The organism is Erwinia sp. BNK-24-b, assembly GCF_047456155.1.
GTDB classification, from domain to species: domain Bacteria; phylum Pseudomonadota; class Gammaproteobacteria; order Enterobacterales; family Enterobacteriaceae; genus Erwinia; species Erwinia phyllosphaerae.
This window is the reverse complement of the sequence record NZ_CP179901.1, coordinates 2,160,610-2,178,100: the sequence shown is the minus strand read 5'-3', so window position 1 is coordinate 2,178,100 and position 17,491 is coordinate 2,160,610. Positions and strand designations below refer to the sequence as shown.

The following is a 17,491-nucleotide window of genomic DNA, read 5'->3' as shown; positions in this document are numbered from 1 at the left end:
CCGCTTTGTCGACAGCCGTTAATCCTTATGCCAGCGAATGGCAAAGCTACAGGGAAAAATCCCGGCGATAAGCCGGGATTTTTTTGCCTGTTCCTCCCCGTTTAAACATCGCTTTTAGCGTTGGCTAAACAGCCAGTCAATAGTCGTTCAGATAAACCCATGGCTCGCCAAAAGGCGCAGAATTGGTATCTGGCGCTTTATTGATTGAATAGAAGTTCTGGCGGTAAACCTTTCTCTTATACGTTACTTTTTCACCGTAGGTACTGTAGGTTTTGGTTGCCGACCAGGCAGGATATGGCGCTTCCGGCTCTACAGGTTCATCCGGCGTTTCCGGTTCTACTGGCTCATCCGGCGTTTCCGGCTCTACTGGCTCATCCGGCGTTTCCGGCTCTACTGGCTTATCCGGCGTTTCCGGTTCTACTGGCTCATCCGGCGTTTCTGGTTCTACTGGCTCATCCGGCGTTTCTGGTTCTACTGGCTCATCCGGCGTTTCCGGCTCTACGGGTTCAACCGGCTCTATCGGCTCACCTGGATCGTCCGACAGCGTATTATGTGCCGACAGGTAAAGGTAATATTGCGCGCGTAACGTATCGCGTTGAGGGTTATCCAGAGCCATTATCGCCAGATACAGATCGTCTTTCAGGGTGGCGTAATCGGCCTCTACCATCGCTACATTGCGCGCAACGACCTGCGCCGCGGCATCAATTCTTGCCACTAGGTCACTCTTCGGATCGTTGTTTGTCCGCTTGTTTCTCAGGCCCCAGGCGGTAATTTCATAGACGTTGCTTTTGCTACTGGTATCAACCATGTCATTACTGGCAGAGGAAACGCGTAAGCGCGAAGGTTCCTGATGGATAATTTCTATTGTATCGCCTAGCGTAAAGTCAATCAGGTCTGAAAACATGGTGTTATTCGTACCCTTGATTAACTTCCTGTAGCGCTCAGCATTGCTTTTATTGCGAATAATTATCTCAACATAATTTTCATTTGGAAAATAAGAGTGAGGCGTTTCATCGGTTAGCTGTACATGGATACGGCTGTTCTGGTATTCCACAGTAGCGGCCCCAAACGCCTTATCGGAGATGCCTAAAAAAGTCAGCGTCTGATTTATCACGGCCGGTGCCGCTTTACGTGTAAAGCTTATCTGTTGTAGCTTGCTGTCGGTTTTGACTACCAGGTAATTGATCTGCGGCGTATATTTTTTACTTTTCCCGGTTGGCAGACGTAACGCGTATACGCCGATGGGCATATCGCTGAGCGTCACCTGCTGGCTGGTAATTTTCAGCTGGCGGACGACAGTTGCGCCATCCAGCAGCGCCAGCGTTTCGCCACGGATTTGAGCAAAGTCGTCGAGGGTAAACGACAGCGTCATTGTGCTTTTGAGCCCCGTGCTCTTCAGCTGCTGGCAATCCACCAGCGTAAGTGGACTTTGCAAGCGCAGCTGCGACTGCACGGAACTTACCTGGCTTGCACTCACCAGCTGGTTGAGCGGATAAACGGCCTTCTTACCGCTGAACTGATTCATCATGCACTGCCTTTCGGTAATCGGTAAGCCCAGCAGCTGCATATAAGGCGTAACGTCAACACCCTTTTCACCGGTCATAAAACTTTCTGACAGCAGGTCTGGCAAAACATAGTTTGAAGCTATAAAACCGTCAGTATTTGCCAGCTGGCGATAGCGCTGGTTAAAGTGGGTAAAACACTCGATCCCGCCTTTATGTATCAGCTGCATATAAAAGTAGAGTCGGCAGGCAACATCCAGCGAATTTAGCGGCGTATTGTTTTTGATCGCGTCGTTAATTCGCCCCTCAATGACGCTTTGACGGCCATAGAGCCAGCCCTCTTTATATTGCCGCTCGCCCATTCTGGTATGCTGGTACCAGGCACAATAAATATTGTTCCAGACTTCAGAAACGCTTTCATTCATAAAATGGCCCTGGTAACCATGGGCAATCTCATGCAGCCCACCCCAGCCTAATTCCTTGTACTGATTGCAATCCAGATAAAAACCCGCAATTGAAGCCGTACTTTCAGCTATCCAGTTTAAACCGTAATAACCGCCGCCTGCCCCGTTTTTATCGGCTCTGGCAAAATATCGGCTTGGTATATTACGATCTGTTGCGCTTTCAGCGTTAAACGAGATGCCGGCGATGTCATTATAAAACTCAAACAGTTCGTTATAAACCTTAATCAATTCCTCGACGGGATTGGTTGCGTAGAGCGTTCTTAAAGCTTGTTTGTCAACAGCAGGGACTAATAAATTAATATAAGGTGATTCAATTAGCGCAAATTCAGCGCTTTGGCTATCCCACAGTTTAAAGAAATCACTCTCACTATCGCCAGAGTTAAACACGGGTAAAGTTTTAGCCGAATCGTCATATTGAAACTCAATAATCGGCTCAGATCTGTCATAGAGCGTATCGATAAAGGGAACAGACGCAGCGCTTGCCGTGCACGTTACCCAGGCATTGCCAACCGCTGCGGAAATTTCCGTACCACAGTAATCATTCATCAAACGTAAATTTACCGGTCCCGCCAGCGGGTTGTTCTGGCGGATGCGGATAGTCTGGCCTTTAGCCAGAATAATGCCCAGATGCTGTCTGTCATGCCGTATGCCCATATTCAGATTCGCCGCCTCAAACCATGTTGGTCTTTGCAGCGTATAAAGCTGTTTGCTTTTCGTTACCGTTGCCATCATTCCCTCTCTATAGATTATTTTTGTAGCGGAAAAATGCTAACAGTAAATAAGGAAGGGACACATCGTAATTATTGGTAAGGAAGATCCAAAAATTAATCTTATTACGAAATGTAAAGAGAGGGTTCGTTTAATTATTTGTCCGCTTGAAATAAAACGCCCAAGATTGGTCGTAAATAAACACTATCAAAAGTTAATATCGCACCACGGCTTTACACCATATTTTCTGGCGCTATTTACCTGAAAGCCTCATCTTTCCTGATAAACCAGCATCGGGAAAATAATTTTTGAGATAAAATAATGTGAACTGGCAGCGAACGGCCATTGCAATAGTTTTGATAGCACCTTATTTCAGGTCCTTCAGGAAGCGTTACCGGCAGTTTACAGGCTGAAGTTTAAACGGCTCCGTGAGGAGCCGTCAGGTTTGACTAAAAGAGCTTGTCGGGATCAGATCAGCCGCGCGTGGCGCAACTCGCTCTTCAGATAAGCATAGAACACCGGGGCGGCGACCACGCCCGCCAGGCCAAACGCGGATTCAAACACCAGCATCGCCAGCAGGATTTCCCAGGTTTTGGCATTAATGCGGGTGCCGAAAATTCGTGCATTGATAAAGTATTCCAGCTTGTGTACCAGGATCAGGAAAATCAGCGCGATCAGCGCCGCCTGCAGCGAGATGGAAAGCCCGATCAGCAAAATCACCGTATTGGAGATCAGGTTGCCGATAACCGGCAGCAGTCCGGCGATAAAGGTCAGAACGATAACCGTTTTGGCGAAGGGAAAATGCAGCCCAAACATCGGCAAAATGGCATATAAAAAGCCGCAGGTCAGCAGCGTGTTAACCAGCGCCACTTTGATTTGTGCAAAAACGACATCGTGGAAAGACGCGGCCAGCCGCGACAGGCGTCGTAATAATGCCTGCTTGAGCGGCGCATCGTTATTATCGCTGTCGCTGATGCGCAATGAAATAATAGCGCCCAGCAGCATGCCTATCAGCATTGTTGCCACGGTATGCGCGGCGGTGCGGCCCAGCGTCTGTACGATAATCAGATGCTCACGCAGCCAGGCCATCGCCTGATGCTGCAATTCATCGATATCCGCTGGCAGGTAGCGGGCGACAACCGGCGAGAGCGTATTCTGCGCATCTTCCAGCAGCTTGCTGGCCGCCGCGTGAAAAGCTGCCGTGCTATGAAAATCATGCAGGAGAAAGCCGATAAGCTTGGTGATACCGGCAGCCAGCGCCAGCACGATGATAACCGCCAGGAAAAAAATAGTGATCCAGCGGGCCAGCGGGCCCTTCACCAGACGTCCCACCCACGGTGTTAACGCCAGAATGGTTTCATATACGATAAATCCGGCCAGGAAACAAGGCAGCAGGCGCAAAGGGAAAATAAGCATTAGCGCAAAAAAAATCAGCAGATAGCTGACGGCTTCGCACATATTCTGTTTTTTGAAATTCCGTAACTCCATGGGGATTCCTGTCTGTCAGACGCCAAAAAGCATTACAATTCAGACAGTATACAATCCCTTGCCCACTTTCAGGTGCGATTTACCCCACCTGTTGAGTGAAAATAGCGTTATCGGGTGTTTTTACAGCGGCTACGGCGGGCCGTTACGCCCGCTGTCGCAGCGAATTCAGGCGCTAACCTGAACCTGACGGCGCCATGCGCCCGGAGACTGGCCGAACTGACGCTTAAAGCTGCGGTTGAAAGACTGCTGGGAATCGAATCCAAATGAGATAGCCACGTCCAGAATAGGTTCACCGCCCTTCGCCAGGCGCTCAGCGGATTTTTTCAAACGACGTGCGCGGATATATTCGCCCAGCGCATGACCGGTATGCTGTTTAAACATGCGCTGCAGATGCCATTTGGAATAGCCTGCGCGGCGGGCTACGGTATCCAAATCCATCTTGCCTTCAATATGTGTATCAATCCACGTTACCAGATCGCTGATAAAATCGTCATGGCTCATTGTCTTCCCCTTAGAATTTTAACCTGCTCTTGTTGTTGACCTCTTCCGCCGCGCGGGGTAAAAGGTAACTTTAATGAGTGCACTTATTTACGGTAAAGCACCTGCCCGCTTAATGCAAGTTTAATTGTTGCATTAAATGCGATTGGTTTACGCAGGATGCTCACGAGCAGTATCAAAAAACAGGGAGAGCGGCGTAGGCTAACGCCAGGCGTTCTTACCGCTTTCGAACCAGAAGAAACCATCAATGCTGTAGAAACAAAAAAGCCGGACAGAAGTTTGCCCGGCCCGTTTGCGCTTTGCCTTATTGTTACGTATCGGCATTTTCATGCGCCTTCATGGCTTCACAGCTTCCTTCCGGATAGCGCCGGTCGCGCTCGTAAATTTCGCGCAGCGCGTCGGCTACGGTACGCTTAGCCAGAACGCTAAGCGAAGCCTGCTCGGCCTCATGGGCCAGCTCCTTAAAGAACCAGCAGGTATTGGCGCTGACCAGGCAGCGCGCCGGCACTTCCGGACGGCCTGCCAGCAGCGGCTTATCTTCCAGTACGGAAGTGTAGATATCACAAAGCGTGATCTCTTCCGCCGGACGGCCCAGCCGGATAGTCCCGGCCCTGCCTAATGTCGATACGATAATGCCGTCGCGGGTCAGCGGCACCATCATTTTACGGACAAAGCTGGGGTTAGCTTCAAGGCCCGTAGCCAGAATTTTGCTGGTGCTGCGTTTACCTTCCCGCTCCGCCTGGGCCACGCAGAGCACCATTTGTAAGGCCGTAGGAAAACGAATATCAAGCATGTTCAGATCCTTGCTTTTAGCGATACCTCACCGTTTCAGCGGTGGTGATAAAAAGCATTAAAAATCAGTCAACTATAAAAGTACAGAGATAATTAATATAACAAATAGTGTTGCATTTTAGAAGAATAGCGTTAAGCACTTCCTGCTATTTACGCTATAACCCTGAAAAACAGAGGGATTATTCCTCTCTGTTTTCCGGTTTTTATGCTGTTTTTACTGCTTTTTATCGCTCAGGTAACGATAAATCACTGACAAATCCTTCTCACCATATCCCGCATCAACGGCTTCCTGCCACAGGCCAGCGATCTGCTGCAGACCGGGAAGATGGCTTTTTTCGGCGGCGGCAAGCGCCAGCCTGGCATCCTTCACTGCCCATGTCAGGTGCATTTGCGGCTCGTATTCATCTTCTTTGATCATACCCAGCTTCGATTTCGCATAAGGTACGGCCAGCGGGCCGCCGTCCAGCACATCCCAGAACTGATCGGGGGTGAAGCCAAACTCTTCCGCCATTTGCGTACTTTCCGCCAGGCCCTGCACCATTGAGATTAGCCAGGCGTTCACCACCAGCTTCATGCGCGAAGCCGCACCGGCTTTACCTAACCATTTGGCCCCTTTCGAAATCGCAGCGAACACAGCTTCAACCTTTTCCGCCCGCTCACGATCGCCGCTGGCCAGGATTAAAATCTGCGCATTTTCCGCTGGCGCTTTGGTGCCGGACACGGGCGCGTCAAGGAACACAATATCCGGACGCTGTTCGGCAAAATCCGCTATCAGCTTTTCCGTGGCTTCCACGCCAATGGTGCCCATCTGCACAACCACCGCGCCCTGTTTCAGTTCTGCCTGAGCCTTCTGCAATACCTCCTGAGTGATTTCTGCATTGGCCAGCATACTGATCACCACGTCAGCCTGTTTGACGGCCTCCTCTGGCGTATCGGCCAGTTGCAGTCCGGCGCTTTGCAAATCCTCACCTCGCGCTTTGGTACGGTTCCATCCCCAGGTGTCAAAACCGTTTTTCAGCAGGTTGGCGGCGAAAGCATGGCCCATCGCGCCCAATCCCAATACCGCTACAGAGGGACGTTGATTCATATTGGTATCCTTTTGATTAAACAGAATGGCGACCCGTGCCGCCGTCAACTTCCAGGGTAGCGCAATGTGAGGACAAATGTGTATTTTCGCGCAGCGATTACACTAAAGATTACGTAAAAAGGTATGAATATTTGCAGGAGTAAGCGATGAATCAAGCCAGAAAAGCCGACTTTCCCGTACACAACGTTCGTCATTTTCTTGAGCCTGGCCCGGTGGTGCTGGTGTCGTCCGCATACGGTGCAGAAAAGGATGTCATGACGCTGGGCTGGCATACCGTTCTGGAATTTTCGCCCTCGCTGATTGGCTGTATGATTTCGGCGGGAAACCATAGCCATGCGCTGATCAAAAAAAGCCGCGAGTGCGTGATTAATCTGCCGACCTCAGATTTGCTGGATACGGTAGTCGCTATCGGCAACTGTAGCGGCGAAGAAACGGATAAATTTGAGCAATTTTCTCTGGCGACAGAACCCGCTATCAAGGTAGCCGCCCCGCTGCTGACGGCCTGCCATGCCTGCTTTGAGTGCCGGATTTACGACGACTCGCTGGTAAATAAGCTTAATTTCTTTGTTTTTGAAGTGGTCAAAGCGCACGTCGCGCCTTCGCCCCGGCATCCGGAAACGGTGCACTACTGCGGCGACGGCGAGTTTATGCTCTCCGGCAAACACCTGAGCCGCCGCTCGCAATTTCGGCCTGACATGCTTTAATGACCGCCGCTGCGTTTGCCGGGGATAATAAGTGACAGCGTCACAAAGCAGAGGGGCGAATCAACAAATCTGGCGCATCCGATAAATAGCGTTATACTCAGCAGCCGACAGATGTTTTGCTCTTAAATCAACAACCCAGAGAGGAAAGTCGAGCTGGTCGCGCTGATTGTTCTGATTTAGCAATAAACGCCGCTTTTTGATGTCATCTGCCGGATAAATAAAACACAATACGTATTCCTGGTTTCGCCTGGCGAAGAGTCTCTCTAACAACAAGTCCTTAATTCTGATGCAATCAACTACCGTTTCACGTAAGACCGCATGGCTACGCGTCGTGATGCTGGCCATCGCCGCGTTTATTTTTAACACTACCGAATTCGCGCCGGTGGGCCTGCTTTCTGATATTGCCGCCAGCTTCTCTATGCGCACGGCACAGGTCGGGCTGATGCTGACAATTTATGCCTGGGTTGTGGCATTGATGTCTCTGCCGATGATGCTGCTGACGCGCCAGGTGGAGCGGCGCTTTCTGTTAATCGCTATCTTTCTGCTGTTTATCGCCAGTCACGTGCTTTCATCCTTTGCGTGGAGCTTTAATATTCTGGTGGTTTCTCGCATCGGTATCGCGCTGTCGCACGCAATTTTCTGGTCAATCACCGCTTCCCTTGCGATTCGCGTCGCGCCAGCGGGCAAGAAGACCCAGGCGCTGAGTATGCTGGCGACCGGCACCGCGCTGGCCATGGTGCTGGGCTTGCCGATTGGCCGCCTGATTGGGCAATATCTTGGCTGGCGCATCACTTTTGGCGTGATTGGCGCAGTGGCGCTGATAACGATGTTAACGCTGGCCAGACTGCTGCCAAAACTGCCCAGCGAGCATACCGGCTCGCTGAAAAGCGTGCCGATGCTGTTCAGACGCCCTGCTCTGGTTTCGCTGTATCTGCTGATCGTGACTATCGTGACCGCACACTATACCGCCTACAGTTATATCGAGCCCTTCCTGCAGGTAGTGGCGACCATGGGCGGCAATTTCACCACCTTTTTGCTGCTGATTTTTGGCGCGGCGGGCATTATTGGCAGCCTGTTGTTTAGCTCGCTAGGCAATAAGTTTCCCGCCCTGTTCCTGCTCGGCGCTATTACGCTGGTTTCGGCCTGCATGCTGGCGCTGTTTGTGGCCGCGACAAACAGCCTGGCCATTTCAACGCTCTGCGTGATTTGGGGGATGGCGATGATGATTATTGGCCTGGCGGTGCAGGTACGGGTACTGACGCTGGCCCCGGATGCCACCGATGTGGCCATGTCGCTGATGTCGGGGATTTATAACCTGGGTATTGGCGCAGGCGCGCTGTTGGGCAATCAGGTCAGTCTCTTTCTCGGCATGGAGTATATCGGCTATGCGGGCGGCGCTATCGGTTTGCTGGCGCTGGCGTGGTGCGCATGGAGCATGAAGCGCTATCCGCAGCTACGTATTAACTAAGAATAAGGCTCATCGCATGATGAGCCTTATTCTTTATTGCAGATAAAAAACTTCTTTTAGCTCCTCGCTAACCGGACTTGAGTCCGGGTTTGCGGGCATCAGTTCGCACATCGATCGCCACCAGCGCTGGCAGACCTCGGTACTGGCGATGGCATTCCAGCGCGCTTCTGACTCAATTTCTACCGTGGCAAACAGCAGATTGCGCGACGCATCCAGAAAAATGCTGTAGTGGTGTGCGCCGTGCTCTTTCAGCGTCTGCGCCAGTTCGGGCCAGATGGGATTGTGCCGCTGCTGGTATTCCTGATGCTTATCGGGATGCACCTGCATAACAAAAGCTTTACGCAACATAGGGGTGGCCTGCATCCAGCGCCGCCTGCCACGGCTTAACGTTAAAACGTTTGCCCAACGCCACCAGCTCTGCGGTAGTGATGCTCTGACGCATGCCGCCCATCGACAGCACTTTAACCACCACTTCCGAAGATTTCTCGGCGGTATCGATCAGGCCGAAGGTTTCATCCAGCGTCGGCCCGGCCCCAAAAATACCGTGGAAAGGCCACATCACCAGGCTGTGCGAGGCCATTTGTTGCGCCGTTGCCTCACCGATTTCATCCGTGCCGGGCACCATCCACGGCACAATCCCAACACCGTCCGGGAACACGACCAGACATTCCGTGCTGCCTTCCCACAGCAGACGCGTAAACAGCGCAGGATCCAGCTCGACCACGTAGCTCAATGACATAAAGTTAGTCGCATGGCAGTGCATGATGACGCGATCGGCACCGTTAGTGACCTTCATTCTTACGCTGTGGGACTGGAAATGCGAAGCCAGCTCGGAAGTAGGCAAACCGCCGTTGGCCAGGCCCCAGTAGATGCTGTAGGCGCTGCCGTCATTGCTGACGCGCAGCAGCGCCAGGCTGTCCGCCGGATCCAGCTGCACATTGCGGAAGAACTTGCCGGAACCCGTCACCAGAAACCAGCAGTTAGCCAGTTCAGGGGCGGGCTGAGTCAGCTCAACCGTTCGCGGCTCAGGGTAAAAGTCCTGCGCAAACGGTTGGACTTCTTCCTCCAGCAGGCGATAACTGACGTTGCCGCCGTTGCGCTCGTCCCATCCTTTCAGCCACATGTCAGCGGTGGCTTTGACCATTCCCTGGACGAACCATGAAGTCAGAATATGTTGCATATTGCATCCTTAGCGTTTGCTGAGAGTCTGTTTTTCGTAATGGCGTACATCTTCAAGCCAGCTGGCATCTGCGGGGACATCGTGGCGCAGGCAATACGCTTCCCAAACCGCCTGCCACGGCAGCGACTTATGTTCTTCCAGCAGAGCCAGGCGGGCGGTAAAGTCGCCTTCCTGCTCCAGCGTTTTCAGTTGTTCTACCGGCTCCAGCAGCGCGCGCAGCAGCGCTTTTTTGGCGTTGCGCGTGCCGATAACCCAGGCGGCAATACGGTTGATTGAAGCATCAAAGAAGTCGAGACCGATATGCACTTTATCGAATAGCTGCTGGCGCACGATCTCATGGGCGATGGCCTGCGTTTCATCATCCAGCAGCACAACGTGATCGCTGTCCCAGCGTACCGGGCGCGTAACGTGCAGCAGCAGCCTTGGTACATAAAGCATGGCGGTGGAGATTTTGTCGGAGATGGTTTCGGTTGGATGAAAATGACCGGCATCCAGGCAAAGCGCCGTCTGGCGGCTGGCGGCATAGCCAAAGTAGAATTCATTGGAGCCTGCGGTATAGCTTTCCGCGCCGATGCCGAACAGTTTGCTTTCTACCGCATCGATATGGTGTGCGGGACTGAGTTTTTCGCTGATGATTTCATCCAGCGAGTTCAGCAGGCGCAGGCGAGGCGCGAAGCGGTCGATAGGCAGATCTTTCATGCCGTCCGGGATCCAGATATTCATCACGGAAGGCGTGCCCAGCTGTTCGCCGAACCAGGCGGAAACCTTGCGGCTGGCCTTGCAGTGATCGATCCAGAACTGGCGAATTTCGTCGTTGGCGCAGGCAAGCGTAAAACCGTTCTCGCTTAGCGGATGCGAAAAACAGGAAGGATTGAAATCCAGTCCCAGCCCGTTGGTTTTCGCCCATTCTACCCAGTTAGCAAAGTGCCGGGGTTCGATTTCGTTACGCCCTACCAGCGTATCGCTTTCCAGATAAATAGCGTGAAGATTTAGCCTTTTGGGGCCGGGGATCAGCGACAAAGCCTGTTCAAGATCGGCACGCAGCTCCGTGGCGTTTCTGGCTCGTCCCGGATAATTTCCCGTCGCCTGAATGCCGCCGGTCAACGCACCCTGCGGGTTTTCGAAACCGCGAACATCGTCTCCCTGCCAGCAGTGCATGGAAACAGGCAGTTTGTCCAGCCGGGCCATTGCGGCATCGACATTCACGCCGATTTCCGCAAAACGCATCCTTGCCAGTTCAAACGCTTGCTCTATTGTTCGGGTCATACGCATAGCTCCTTAGCGGTGTGGGTCAGTGACTGAAAAAGTGGCCAGCTGCGGCTGTATGCGTCACTGAAGTGGGGAGTAAAAGTTGTTAAAGGAAAGTTTTGGGCGACTAGCTGGCGGAAATGCGGCACGTCCCGCACGCAGCCGTGGGCAATCAGCTGGCTGCCAATATTGCCAAGCGTGGAGGCTTCGACCGGACCGGCGATAACCGGAATGCCGCAGGCGTTGGCGCAAAGCTGGTTCAGCAGCGGATTCTGACAGCCGCCGCCAACGATATGCAGCTGGCTGAACGGCCTGCCGCGGACTTCCGTTAGCTCTTCCAGCACAAAGCGATAGTAGAGCGCCAGGCTGTCGAAAATGCAGCGTGCAAGCGCGCTGGCCGTCGCTGGCGTCGGCATGCCTTGTGCGGCGCAGGCATCCTGAATTTCGCGTACCATATTGACCGGGTTGATAAAGCGTTCGTCGTTGGGATTGATCAGCGAACGACAGGCTGGCTCAGCCCCGGCGTCTTTTACCAGCGCGGCCAGATCGGTGATATCCAGCTCGCCGCAGATCCGCTGCAGCAACCACAGGCCCATAATGTTTTTCAGAACGCGGTAGCGCCCTTCCGCGCCGCCCTCATTGGTGATATTGGCGGCCAGCGCCGCTGCATCGTTAAAGGGGTGCGGGCTCTCAAATCCCATTAGCGACCAGGTACCAGAGCTCAGCCATGCGACATCCGCTTGCATAACCGGCGCGGCCAATACGGCGCTGGCCGTGTCGTGCGTCGCAACAGCAATAACGGGTATGGCAGTGCCGGATGCGCTTTGCCAGTCGCCCACTTTGCGGCCCGGCGCGGAAGGTTTACCAAACCAGGCAGGATCGGCCCCTGTCCACCGCAGCAGCGATTCGTCCCAGTTGCTGCTGTTGATATTCAGCAGTTGCGTGGTGGTGGCGTTGGTGTATTCCCAGTTAAGCTTGCCGGTAAGGCGATAGTGGAAGTAGTCCGGGATCAGCAAAGCGTGACGGACATCCTTCAGCCATTCGGGCTGTCCGTCGCACAGCGCGCGGAGCTGATAAAGCGTATTAAAGGGTAAAAACTGGATAGCGGTGCGTTGGTAAATAGCCTCACGGCCCAGTTCTGAGGCGGCTTTTTGCATCAAACCCCAGGTACGATCATCGCGATAGGCAACCGGCAGCCCGATGCGCTGGCCCTGACTATCCAGCAGAACATAATCCACACCCCAGGTATCAATTCCGATGCTGTCGGCGGCGATCCCCTTAAGCTGAAGCTTGTTTAACGAGTCCAGGATAAAGCTTTCCAGCGCGTCGACATCCCAGCACTGCCGCTCTTCCTTCACCACCAGATGGTTTACGCAGCGCGCGACCTCATCCAGCCTCAGTTTGCCGCTTTCGGCATCAAAATGGGCCAGCATCACGCGTCCGCTGGATGCGCCCAGATCAATGGCAACACAGTTCATGCTCATGGCTTTGGCTTCCTGTCAGTTTCAGGCTTCCAGTCTAAAAGCCGCTGTTTTCGGCGCCTTCCTGCCAGTGCCAGCGCCCGGAGCCTGCTGGCAATCCCGCAAAGGTGAACGTGAAGCAGCTCACAAATCCCCGTTTGCTGCTGTCGGACGGGGATGTGACGCATGGCGCAATTCCCGTCTAATCCACGCATATTCTTGAAAAATAAGCGGCATCGGTGCGTTTTAATGTCGAAAAATTAAGGCAGGCGCAGAGAAGGCGGCGGTAGACTGCCCGGAAAGTTAGCAGGAGAGTGGATAATGACCATATTACACAGCGTGGACTTTTTCCCCGTCGGCGGCCTGCCCGTCGCGATAGAACCGCGGCTGCCGCAGAGCGCTTTTCCTGAACACCACCACGAAGATTTCCATGAAATCGTGCTGGTCGAACAGGGTGCCGGTATCCATATTTTTAATGGCGAACCCCGCACGCTGTGCGGCGGTTGCGTCTGCTTCGTGCGTAATCACGACCGCCACATGTATGAAAAAACGGAACAGCTAATCCTGACTAACGTGCTGTACCGCGGGCCGGAAGCTTTCCGCTTTATCACCAATTTTCAGTCGCTGCTGCCGCAAGAAAAAAATGGTAACTACCCTTCTCACTGGCGCATCGGCACCCGGGTGATGGAGCAGGCTAAAACGTTGATTAAAGGACTGGAGCTTTCTGCTGAGCCTTCGCCTGTGGAAGCGCGGGCAGAGCAGGAACTTCGTTTTATGCAGCTGCTGGTGCTGCTTCGTCGCGGATGCAGCGAACAGCCGGGCGACGATCAGGATGGCCGCATGCGCGGCCTGCTGGACTGGCTGGCAGAACACTATAGCGAGGAAATTGACTGGGAGGCGCTGGCGGATAAGTTTTCGCTGTCGCTGCGTACCCTGCATCGCCAGCTGAAGCAGCAAACGGGCAGCACGCCGCAGCGCTATCTGAACCGCTTACGCCTGCTGCAGGCGCGACATCTGTTACGCCACAGCGAGATGCGCATCACCGACATCGCTTACCACTGCGGTTTTGGTGACAGCAATCACTTTTCCACCCTCTTTAAGCGTGAATTTGGCTTATCTCCGCGTACCATCAGGCAAAATGATCTGTGAGGTGCAACGTGAGCAAGCCGCTTTGTCTGGCAAAGACCGACTATTTTCCGTCTGAACTGCTGCCGGTCGCCGTCGCCGACCGCGCACCGCAGCAAACTTTTCCATCGCATATCCACGAGTTCAGCGAACTGGTGATTGTCTGGCGCGGTAACGGCCTGCACATTATGAACGATCGTCCCTGGCTCATTACCTGCGGCGATCTGTTTTATATCAGGCCGGAAGATTGCCACAGCTACGAATCGGTCAATAACCTGGTGCTGGACAATATCATCTACTGCCCCGAACGCTTCCGGCTTGGCGTGGACTGGTCACAGTTTTTGCCGCAGGAAAGCGCCGCGTGGCGTGTAACCACGCGAGGAATGGCGCTGGCGCGCAGCGTAATTCAACAGCTGACGCAGGAAAGCACGAAAAGCGACAGGCTCTCGCGCCAGCTGTCGGAAGCGCTATTTTTACAACTGCTGATGATTTTGCAGCGCCATCGCTATGCGGCTAACGAAGCGTGGCAGCTGCCGGAAGGCGAACAGCTGGACTTACTGATGTCGGCCATTCAGGGGCAGCTGGCCAGCCATTTTGATTTAGCGGAGTTTTGTCGTCAGCATCAGCTGTCTGAACGCGCGCTCAAGCAGCTGTTTCGCCAGCAAACCGGCATGATGCCCGGCCAGTATATACGGCAGCTTCGCATGTGCAGGGCCAAATTTCTGCTGCGCAGCACGCCTTCCCTGATTGGCGACGTCGCTGCGCTATGCGGTTTTGATGACAGCAACTATTTTTCGGTGGTGTTTACCCGTGAAACCGGGCTGACGCCCAGCGCTTTCCGCCAGCAGTTTGAACAGCACAGGCAGCGGAAAACGATGACGCTATAAGGCAGAGCCACATTCCGTGGCTTTATGCATCAGAACATCATGCCCAGGCCAACGATATTGGCAGCAAGAATAATCACAAAGCAGCCGCCGCACAGCACGCTGACGGGACGCTTTCCTGCATTTTTCCACTCTTTCAGCAGTAACCCCACCAGTCCGCCACACAGGACATAAAAACTCATGTGCAGCATCCAGCTGATAAAGTCATACTGCGCCGGGATACGCGCGTGACCCCATGCGTAGAAGAAGAATTGCAGATACCACATGGTGCCGCCAAGCAGCGAAAGCAGGACGTTGCTGATAAGCAATGATTTGCCCACGGAAAAATCCGCCCTGGCAGAAAGCGTTGATTTGGTTGCCAGACGGATAAAGCAGAAGCCGAGGTTAACCAGTGCGCCGCCGCCCATGATGACAACATAGCTCGGCAGCGCCGAATAGAGCGGGTTGACGCCCAGCGCCAGCGCCGCATCCTGCATAGGTTTAGCGGCGTTCATCGCAAAAGACATCCCGGCAGAAAAAACGCCGCAGAAAACGGCCAGCAGCAAACCTTTTTTCAGGTTGAACTCTTCGGCCGTAATCCCCATTGCGCGCTCTTTCAGCAGGCCCGCGCGGGACACAATAGTCACGCCCACCAGCGCCACCAGCACGCCCAGCAGCGTTAGCCTGCCGCCGGTTGAGCTAAACAGCTCGACAAAACGGCCCTGCAGCAGCGGCGTCATCAGCGTACCGACCACCAGCGTGATGCCAATCGCGATGCCAATGCCCATCGACATCCCCAGATAGCGCATAGTCAGACCGTAGTTAATGTTACCGATCCCCCACATCGCGCCGAACAGGAAAACCGGCAGCAGCTGGGCAAGGGAAAAGGAGCTGTAGAAAGCCCAGAAGTTTGGCAAGAGCGCGGCGCTGACCGCCCACGGCAGGATAATCCACGACATTACGCCGCCGACGGACCACATCGTTTCCCATGACCAGTGACGTACTTTTTTAAAGGGAGCATAAAAGCAGGCTGCACTGGCCGCGCCGACCAGATGCCAGAGAATGCCTGAAAAGATGAGTTGGCTCATTTATTGTTTTCCTTCATAGGGGTTAAGGCTTGAGTCTACGAAGGAAGCTTTCAACCCCACCTTAGCCTGGCTGCCCTGCCCGGTCTTAAAATGGCAAAATTCAGCGTCTTATCCTGTTTGCGATCACAGATATCTTTTCTTCTCGCGTTCACCTTAAAACCAGCCGTAATAAAGCACCTTAGCGCTGCCTCGCCCGACCTTTCCGGGTTGCTTCATTGTCCCGATGCTGGTTTTTTTGCCACTTTTCACCGCCCGCTGACCTTCACAGAAAGGCAGTTGCCGTGCCGTTGCAGCAGCATACACGCAACATCCTGTTAACTTAAAATCAAAATAACCTCCGGAGAAGCGACTATGTCCCTGCGCCAGTACCTTTGCTATGTAGACGGTCAATTTATTGAAAACCAGAGCGGTCGCTGGATCGACGTGATTAATCCCGCCACGGAGGAGACGCTTTACCAGATCCCGCAAGGCAGTAAAGAAGATGCCGAACGCGCTATTGCCGCCGCTAAAATCGCTCAGCCGGGCTGGGAGGCATTGCCGGCCGTGCAGCGAGGCAGCTGGCTACGTCAGCTTGCCGCAGGCATACGTAGCCGCGCGGCAGAAATTACGGCAATAATTGTGGCGGAAGGAGGAAAAACGCAGCCGCTGGCCAAGACAGAAGTGCTGTTTACCGCAGATTATCTGGACTACATGGCTGAATGGGCGCGTCGCTATGAGGGTGAAATTCTCCAGAGCGATCGCGCCGACGAAACCATTATGGTGTTCAAAAAGGCTATCGGCGTAACGGCAGGCATTTTGCCGTGGAACTTTCCTTTCTTCCTGATTGCGCGCAAAGCCGCCCCGGCGCTGCTGACCGGCAACACTATCGTCATTAAGCCAAGCGAATTAACGCCCGCTAACGCCATGATTTTTGCCGATATCGCTCACCAGATTGGCCTACCGGCCGGCGTCTTTAATCTGGTTACCGGCTTTGGCCCAGAAGTAGGCCAGGCACTGGCCGCCAGTCCGGAAGTCGGCATGGTCAGCCTGACGGGCAGCGTCGGTGCCGGGATTGCCACGCTGGAGACGGCCGCGAAAAACGTCACTAAAGTGTCGCTGGAGCTGGGCGGCAAGGCGCCCGCTATTGTGATGAACGACGCCGATCTGGATCTGGCGGTAAAGGCCATTGTGGCTTCACGCATGATCAATACCGGTCAGGTCTGTAACTGCACCGAGCGCCTTTACGTGCAGGAAGGCGTTTACGATGAAGTGGTCCAGCGCCTTACCGCCGCTTTTCTGGCCGTCACCAGCGGCGATCCGGCCCTGCACGAGACGGTCGATATGGGGCCGCTGATTTCTGCTGACGCGCTGAAACGACTGGAGGATAAGGTTGCCCTGGCCGTGCAGCAAGGCGCGACCGTAGTGACCGGCGGCAAGCGTAAAGACAGCCGTGGCTTCTTTTTCGAACCCACCTTATTGACCAACGTTCACCAGGAAATGGCTATCGTCCAGCAGGAAACCTTTGGGCCAGTCCTGCCGGTTATCGCTTTCCGCACGCTGGACGAAGCTATCGCTCTGGCAAACGACAGCGAATACGGTCTGACCTCTTCCCTGTTTACCGAGAATTTAAACACCGCTATGCAGGCGCTGAAAAAACTCAGGTTTGGCGAAACTTACGTTAACCGGGAAAATTTTGAAGCCATGCAGGGTTTTCATGCGGGCTGGCGCAAATCTGGGATCGGCGGTGCCGATGGCCGCCACGGGCTGGAAGAATATCTGCAAACGCACGTCGTTTATTTGCAGGCTCACTAAGCCAGCGTCCCGGGTGGCGTTACGG

15 protein-coding genes are annotated in these 17,491 nt (G+C 53.8%); 5 read left to right on the top strand and 10 right to left on the bottom strand.

Annotation, left to right across the window (positions count from 1 at the left end):
• Window positions 1-136 precede the first annotated feature (136 nt).
• From ACMGGR_RS09735 to ACMGGR_RS09715, 5 genes are all read right to left on the bottom strand, one after another.
• Window positions 137-2,698: a putative mucin/carbohydrate-binding domain-containing protein gene (locus ACMGGR_RS09735; RefSeq protein ID WP_414148768.1), complete on the bottom strand. Its 2,562-nt coding sequence runs from the start codon at window positions 2,696-2,698 to the stop codon at window positions 137-139.
• 444 nt (window positions 2,699-3,142) lie between these two features.
• Window positions 3,143-4,162, bottom strand: a complete 1,020-nt coding sequence (locus ACMGGR_RS09730; RefSeq protein ID WP_246759497.1) for an AI-2E family transporter — start codon at window positions 4,160-4,162, stop codon at window positions 3,143-3,145.
• Window positions 4,163-4,327: 165 nt separating this feature from the next.
• Window positions 4,328-4,663, bottom strand: coding sequence for a helix-turn-helix domain-containing protein (locus tag ACMGGR_RS09725; RefSeq protein ID WP_246759499.1), 336 nt, complete (start codon window positions 4,661-4,663; stop codon window positions 4,328-4,330).
• A 307-nt stretch (window positions 4,664-4,970) separates the two neighbouring features.
• Window positions 4,971-5,453 (bottom strand): RrF2 family transcriptional regulator, encoded by a 483-nt coding sequence (locus ACMGGR_RS09720; protein WP_246759500.1) that lies wholly within the window; start codon window positions 5,451-5,453, stop codon window positions 4,971-4,973.
• Between the two features lie 213 nt (window positions 5,454-5,666).
• Window positions 5,667-6,539, bottom strand: a complete 873-nt coding sequence (locus ACMGGR_RS09715) for an NAD(P)-dependent oxidoreductase (protein ID WP_414148767.1) — start codon at window positions 6,537-6,539, stop codon at window positions 5,667-5,669.
• Window positions 6,540-6,685: 146 nt separating this feature from the next.
• Here ACMGGR_RS09715 and ACMGGR_RS09710 point away from each other — a divergent pair, with 146 nt between their 5' ends.
• On the top strand, window positions 6,686-7,243 hold the full coding sequence (locus tag ACMGGR_RS09710) for a flavin reductase family protein (protein ID WP_246759502.1): 558 nt from the start codon (window positions 6,686-6,688) through the stop codon (window positions 7,241-7,243).
• Window positions 7,244-7,529: 286 nt separating this feature from the next.
• The gene (locus ACMGGR_RS09705; RefSeq protein WP_246759503.1) at window positions 7,530-8,711 is read left to right on the top strand and encodes a sugar transporter; all 1,182 of its coding nucleotides are present in this window, start codon (window positions 7,530-7,532) and stop codon (window positions 8,709-8,711) included.
• Window positions 8,712-8,744: 33 nt separating this feature from the next.
• Here ACMGGR_RS09705 and rhaM read toward each other — a convergent pair whose 3' ends face one another.
• The 4 genes from rhaM to rhaB are packed head-to-tail and all read right to left on the bottom strand — an operon-like array spanning window position 8,745 to window position 12,623.
• Entirely contained in the window at window positions 8,745-9,059 is a 315-nt protein-coding gene (rhaM, locus tag ACMGGR_RS09700; RefSeq protein WP_414148941.1) for an L-rhamnose mutarotase, read from the bottom strand.
• Complete coding sequence (gene rhaD / locus ACMGGR_RS09695) at window positions 9,049-9,891, bottom strand: rhamnulose-1-phosphate aldolase (RefSeq protein WP_246759504.1); 843 nt, start codon at window positions 9,889-9,891, stop codon at window positions 9,049-9,051. Before rhaD ends, rhaM begins: the two co-directional genes overlap by 11 nt.
• A 9-nt stretch (window positions 9,892-9,900) precedes the next feature.
• Window positions 9,901-11,157: an L-rhamnose isomerase gene (locus ACMGGR_RS09690; RefSeq protein ID WP_414148766.1), complete on the bottom strand. Its 1,257-nt coding sequence runs from the start codon at window positions 11,155-11,157 to the stop codon at window positions 9,901-9,903.
• The gene (rhaB, locus tag ACMGGR_RS09685; RefSeq protein WP_414148765.1) at window positions 11,154-12,623 is read right to left on the bottom strand and encodes a rhamnulokinase; all 1,470 of its coding nucleotides are present in this window, start codon (window positions 12,621-12,623) and stop codon (window positions 11,154-11,156) included. Before rhaB ends, ACMGGR_RS09690 begins: the two co-directional genes overlap by 4 nt.
• Before the next feature lie 297 nt (window positions 12,624-12,920).
• Here rhaB and rhaS point away from each other — a divergent pair, with 297 nt between their 5' ends.
• Entirely contained in the window at window positions 12,921-13,748 is an 828-nt protein-coding gene (rhaS, locus tag ACMGGR_RS09680) for an HTH-type transcriptional activator RhaS (RefSeq protein WP_414148764.1), read from the top strand.
• Between the two features lie 8 nt (window positions 13,749-13,756).
• Window positions 13,757-14,611 carry an HTH-type transcriptional activator RhaR gene (rhaR, locus tag ACMGGR_RS09675; RefSeq protein WP_414148763.1) on the top strand — a complete coding sequence of 285 codons (855 nt, stop codon included), beginning with the start codon at window positions 13,757-13,759 and terminating at the stop codon, window positions 14,609-14,611.
• Window positions 14,612-14,640: 29 nt separating this feature from the next.
• Here the strand turns inward: rhaR and rhaT are convergent, their stop codons facing one another.
• Window positions 14,641-15,675: an L-rhamnose/proton symporter RhaT gene (rhaT, locus tag ACMGGR_RS09670; RefSeq protein ID WP_414148762.1), complete on the bottom strand. Its 1,035-nt coding sequence runs from the start codon at window positions 15,673-15,675 to the stop codon at window positions 14,641-14,643.
• 351 nt (window positions 15,676-16,026) lie between these two features.
• On the opposite strand from rhaT, the gene aldA reads away from it, so the two are divergent.
• Window positions 16,027-17,466: an aldehyde dehydrogenase gene (aldA, locus tag ACMGGR_RS09665; protein ID WP_414148761.1), complete on the top strand. Its 1,440-nt coding sequence runs from the start codon at window positions 16,027-16,029 to the stop codon at window positions 17,464-17,466.
• Window positions 17,467-17,491 lie beyond the last annotated feature (25 nt).

Coding starts and splice junctions, on each gene's coding strand:
- ACMGGR_RS09705 (WP_246759503.1), top strand. CDS start 7,530: ATGCAATCAACTACCGTTTCACGTAAGACCGCATGGCTACGCGTCGTG.
- ACMGGR_RS09730 (WP_246759497.1), bottom strand. CDS start 4,162: ATGGAGTTACGGAATTTCAAAAAACAGAATATGTGCGAAGCCGTCAGC.
- rhaT (WP_414148762.1), bottom strand. CDS start 15,675: ATGAGCCAACTCATCTTTTCAGGCATTCTCTGGCATCTGGTCGGCGCG.
- ACMGGR_RS09710 (WP_246759502.1), top strand. CDS start 6,686: ATGAATCAAGCCAGAAAAGCCGACTTTCCCGTACACAACGTTCGTCAT.
- rhaD (WP_246759504.1), bottom strand. CDS start 9,891: ATGCAACATATTCTGACTTCATGGTTCGTCCAGGGAATGGTCAAAGCC.
- ACMGGR_RS09715 (WP_414148767.1), bottom strand. CDS start 6,539: ATGAATCAACGTCCCTCTGTAGCGGTATTGGGATTGGGCGCGATGGGC.
- rhaS (WP_414148764.1), top strand. CDS start 12,921: ATGACCATATTACACAGCGTGGACTTTTTCCCCGTCGGCGGCCTGCCC.
- rhaM (WP_414148941.1), bottom strand. CDS start 9,059: ATGTTGCGTAAAGCTTTTGTTATGCAGGTGCATCCCGATAAGCATCAG.
- ACMGGR_RS09720 (WP_246759500.1), bottom strand. CDS start 5,453: ATGCTTGATATTCGTTTTCCTACGGCCTTACAAATGGTGCTCTGCGTG.
- ACMGGR_RS09735 (WP_414148768.1), bottom strand. CDS start 2,698: ATGATGGCAACGGTAACGAAAAGCAAACAGCTTTATACGCTGCAAAGA.
- ACMGGR_RS09725 (WP_246759499.1), bottom strand. CDS start 4,663: ATGAGCCATGACGATTTTATCAGCGATCTGGTAACGTGGATTGATACA.
- aldA (WP_414148761.1), top strand. CDS start 16,027: ATGTCCCTGCGCCAGTACCTTTGCTATGTAGACGGTCAATTTATTGAA.
- ACMGGR_RS09690 (WP_414148766.1), bottom strand. CDS start 11,157: ATGACCCGAACAATAGAGCAAGCGTTTGAACTGGCAAGGATGCGTTTT.
- rhaB (WP_414148765.1), bottom strand. CDS start 12,623: ATGAGCATGAACTGTGTTGCCATTGATCTGGGCGCATCCAGCGGACGC.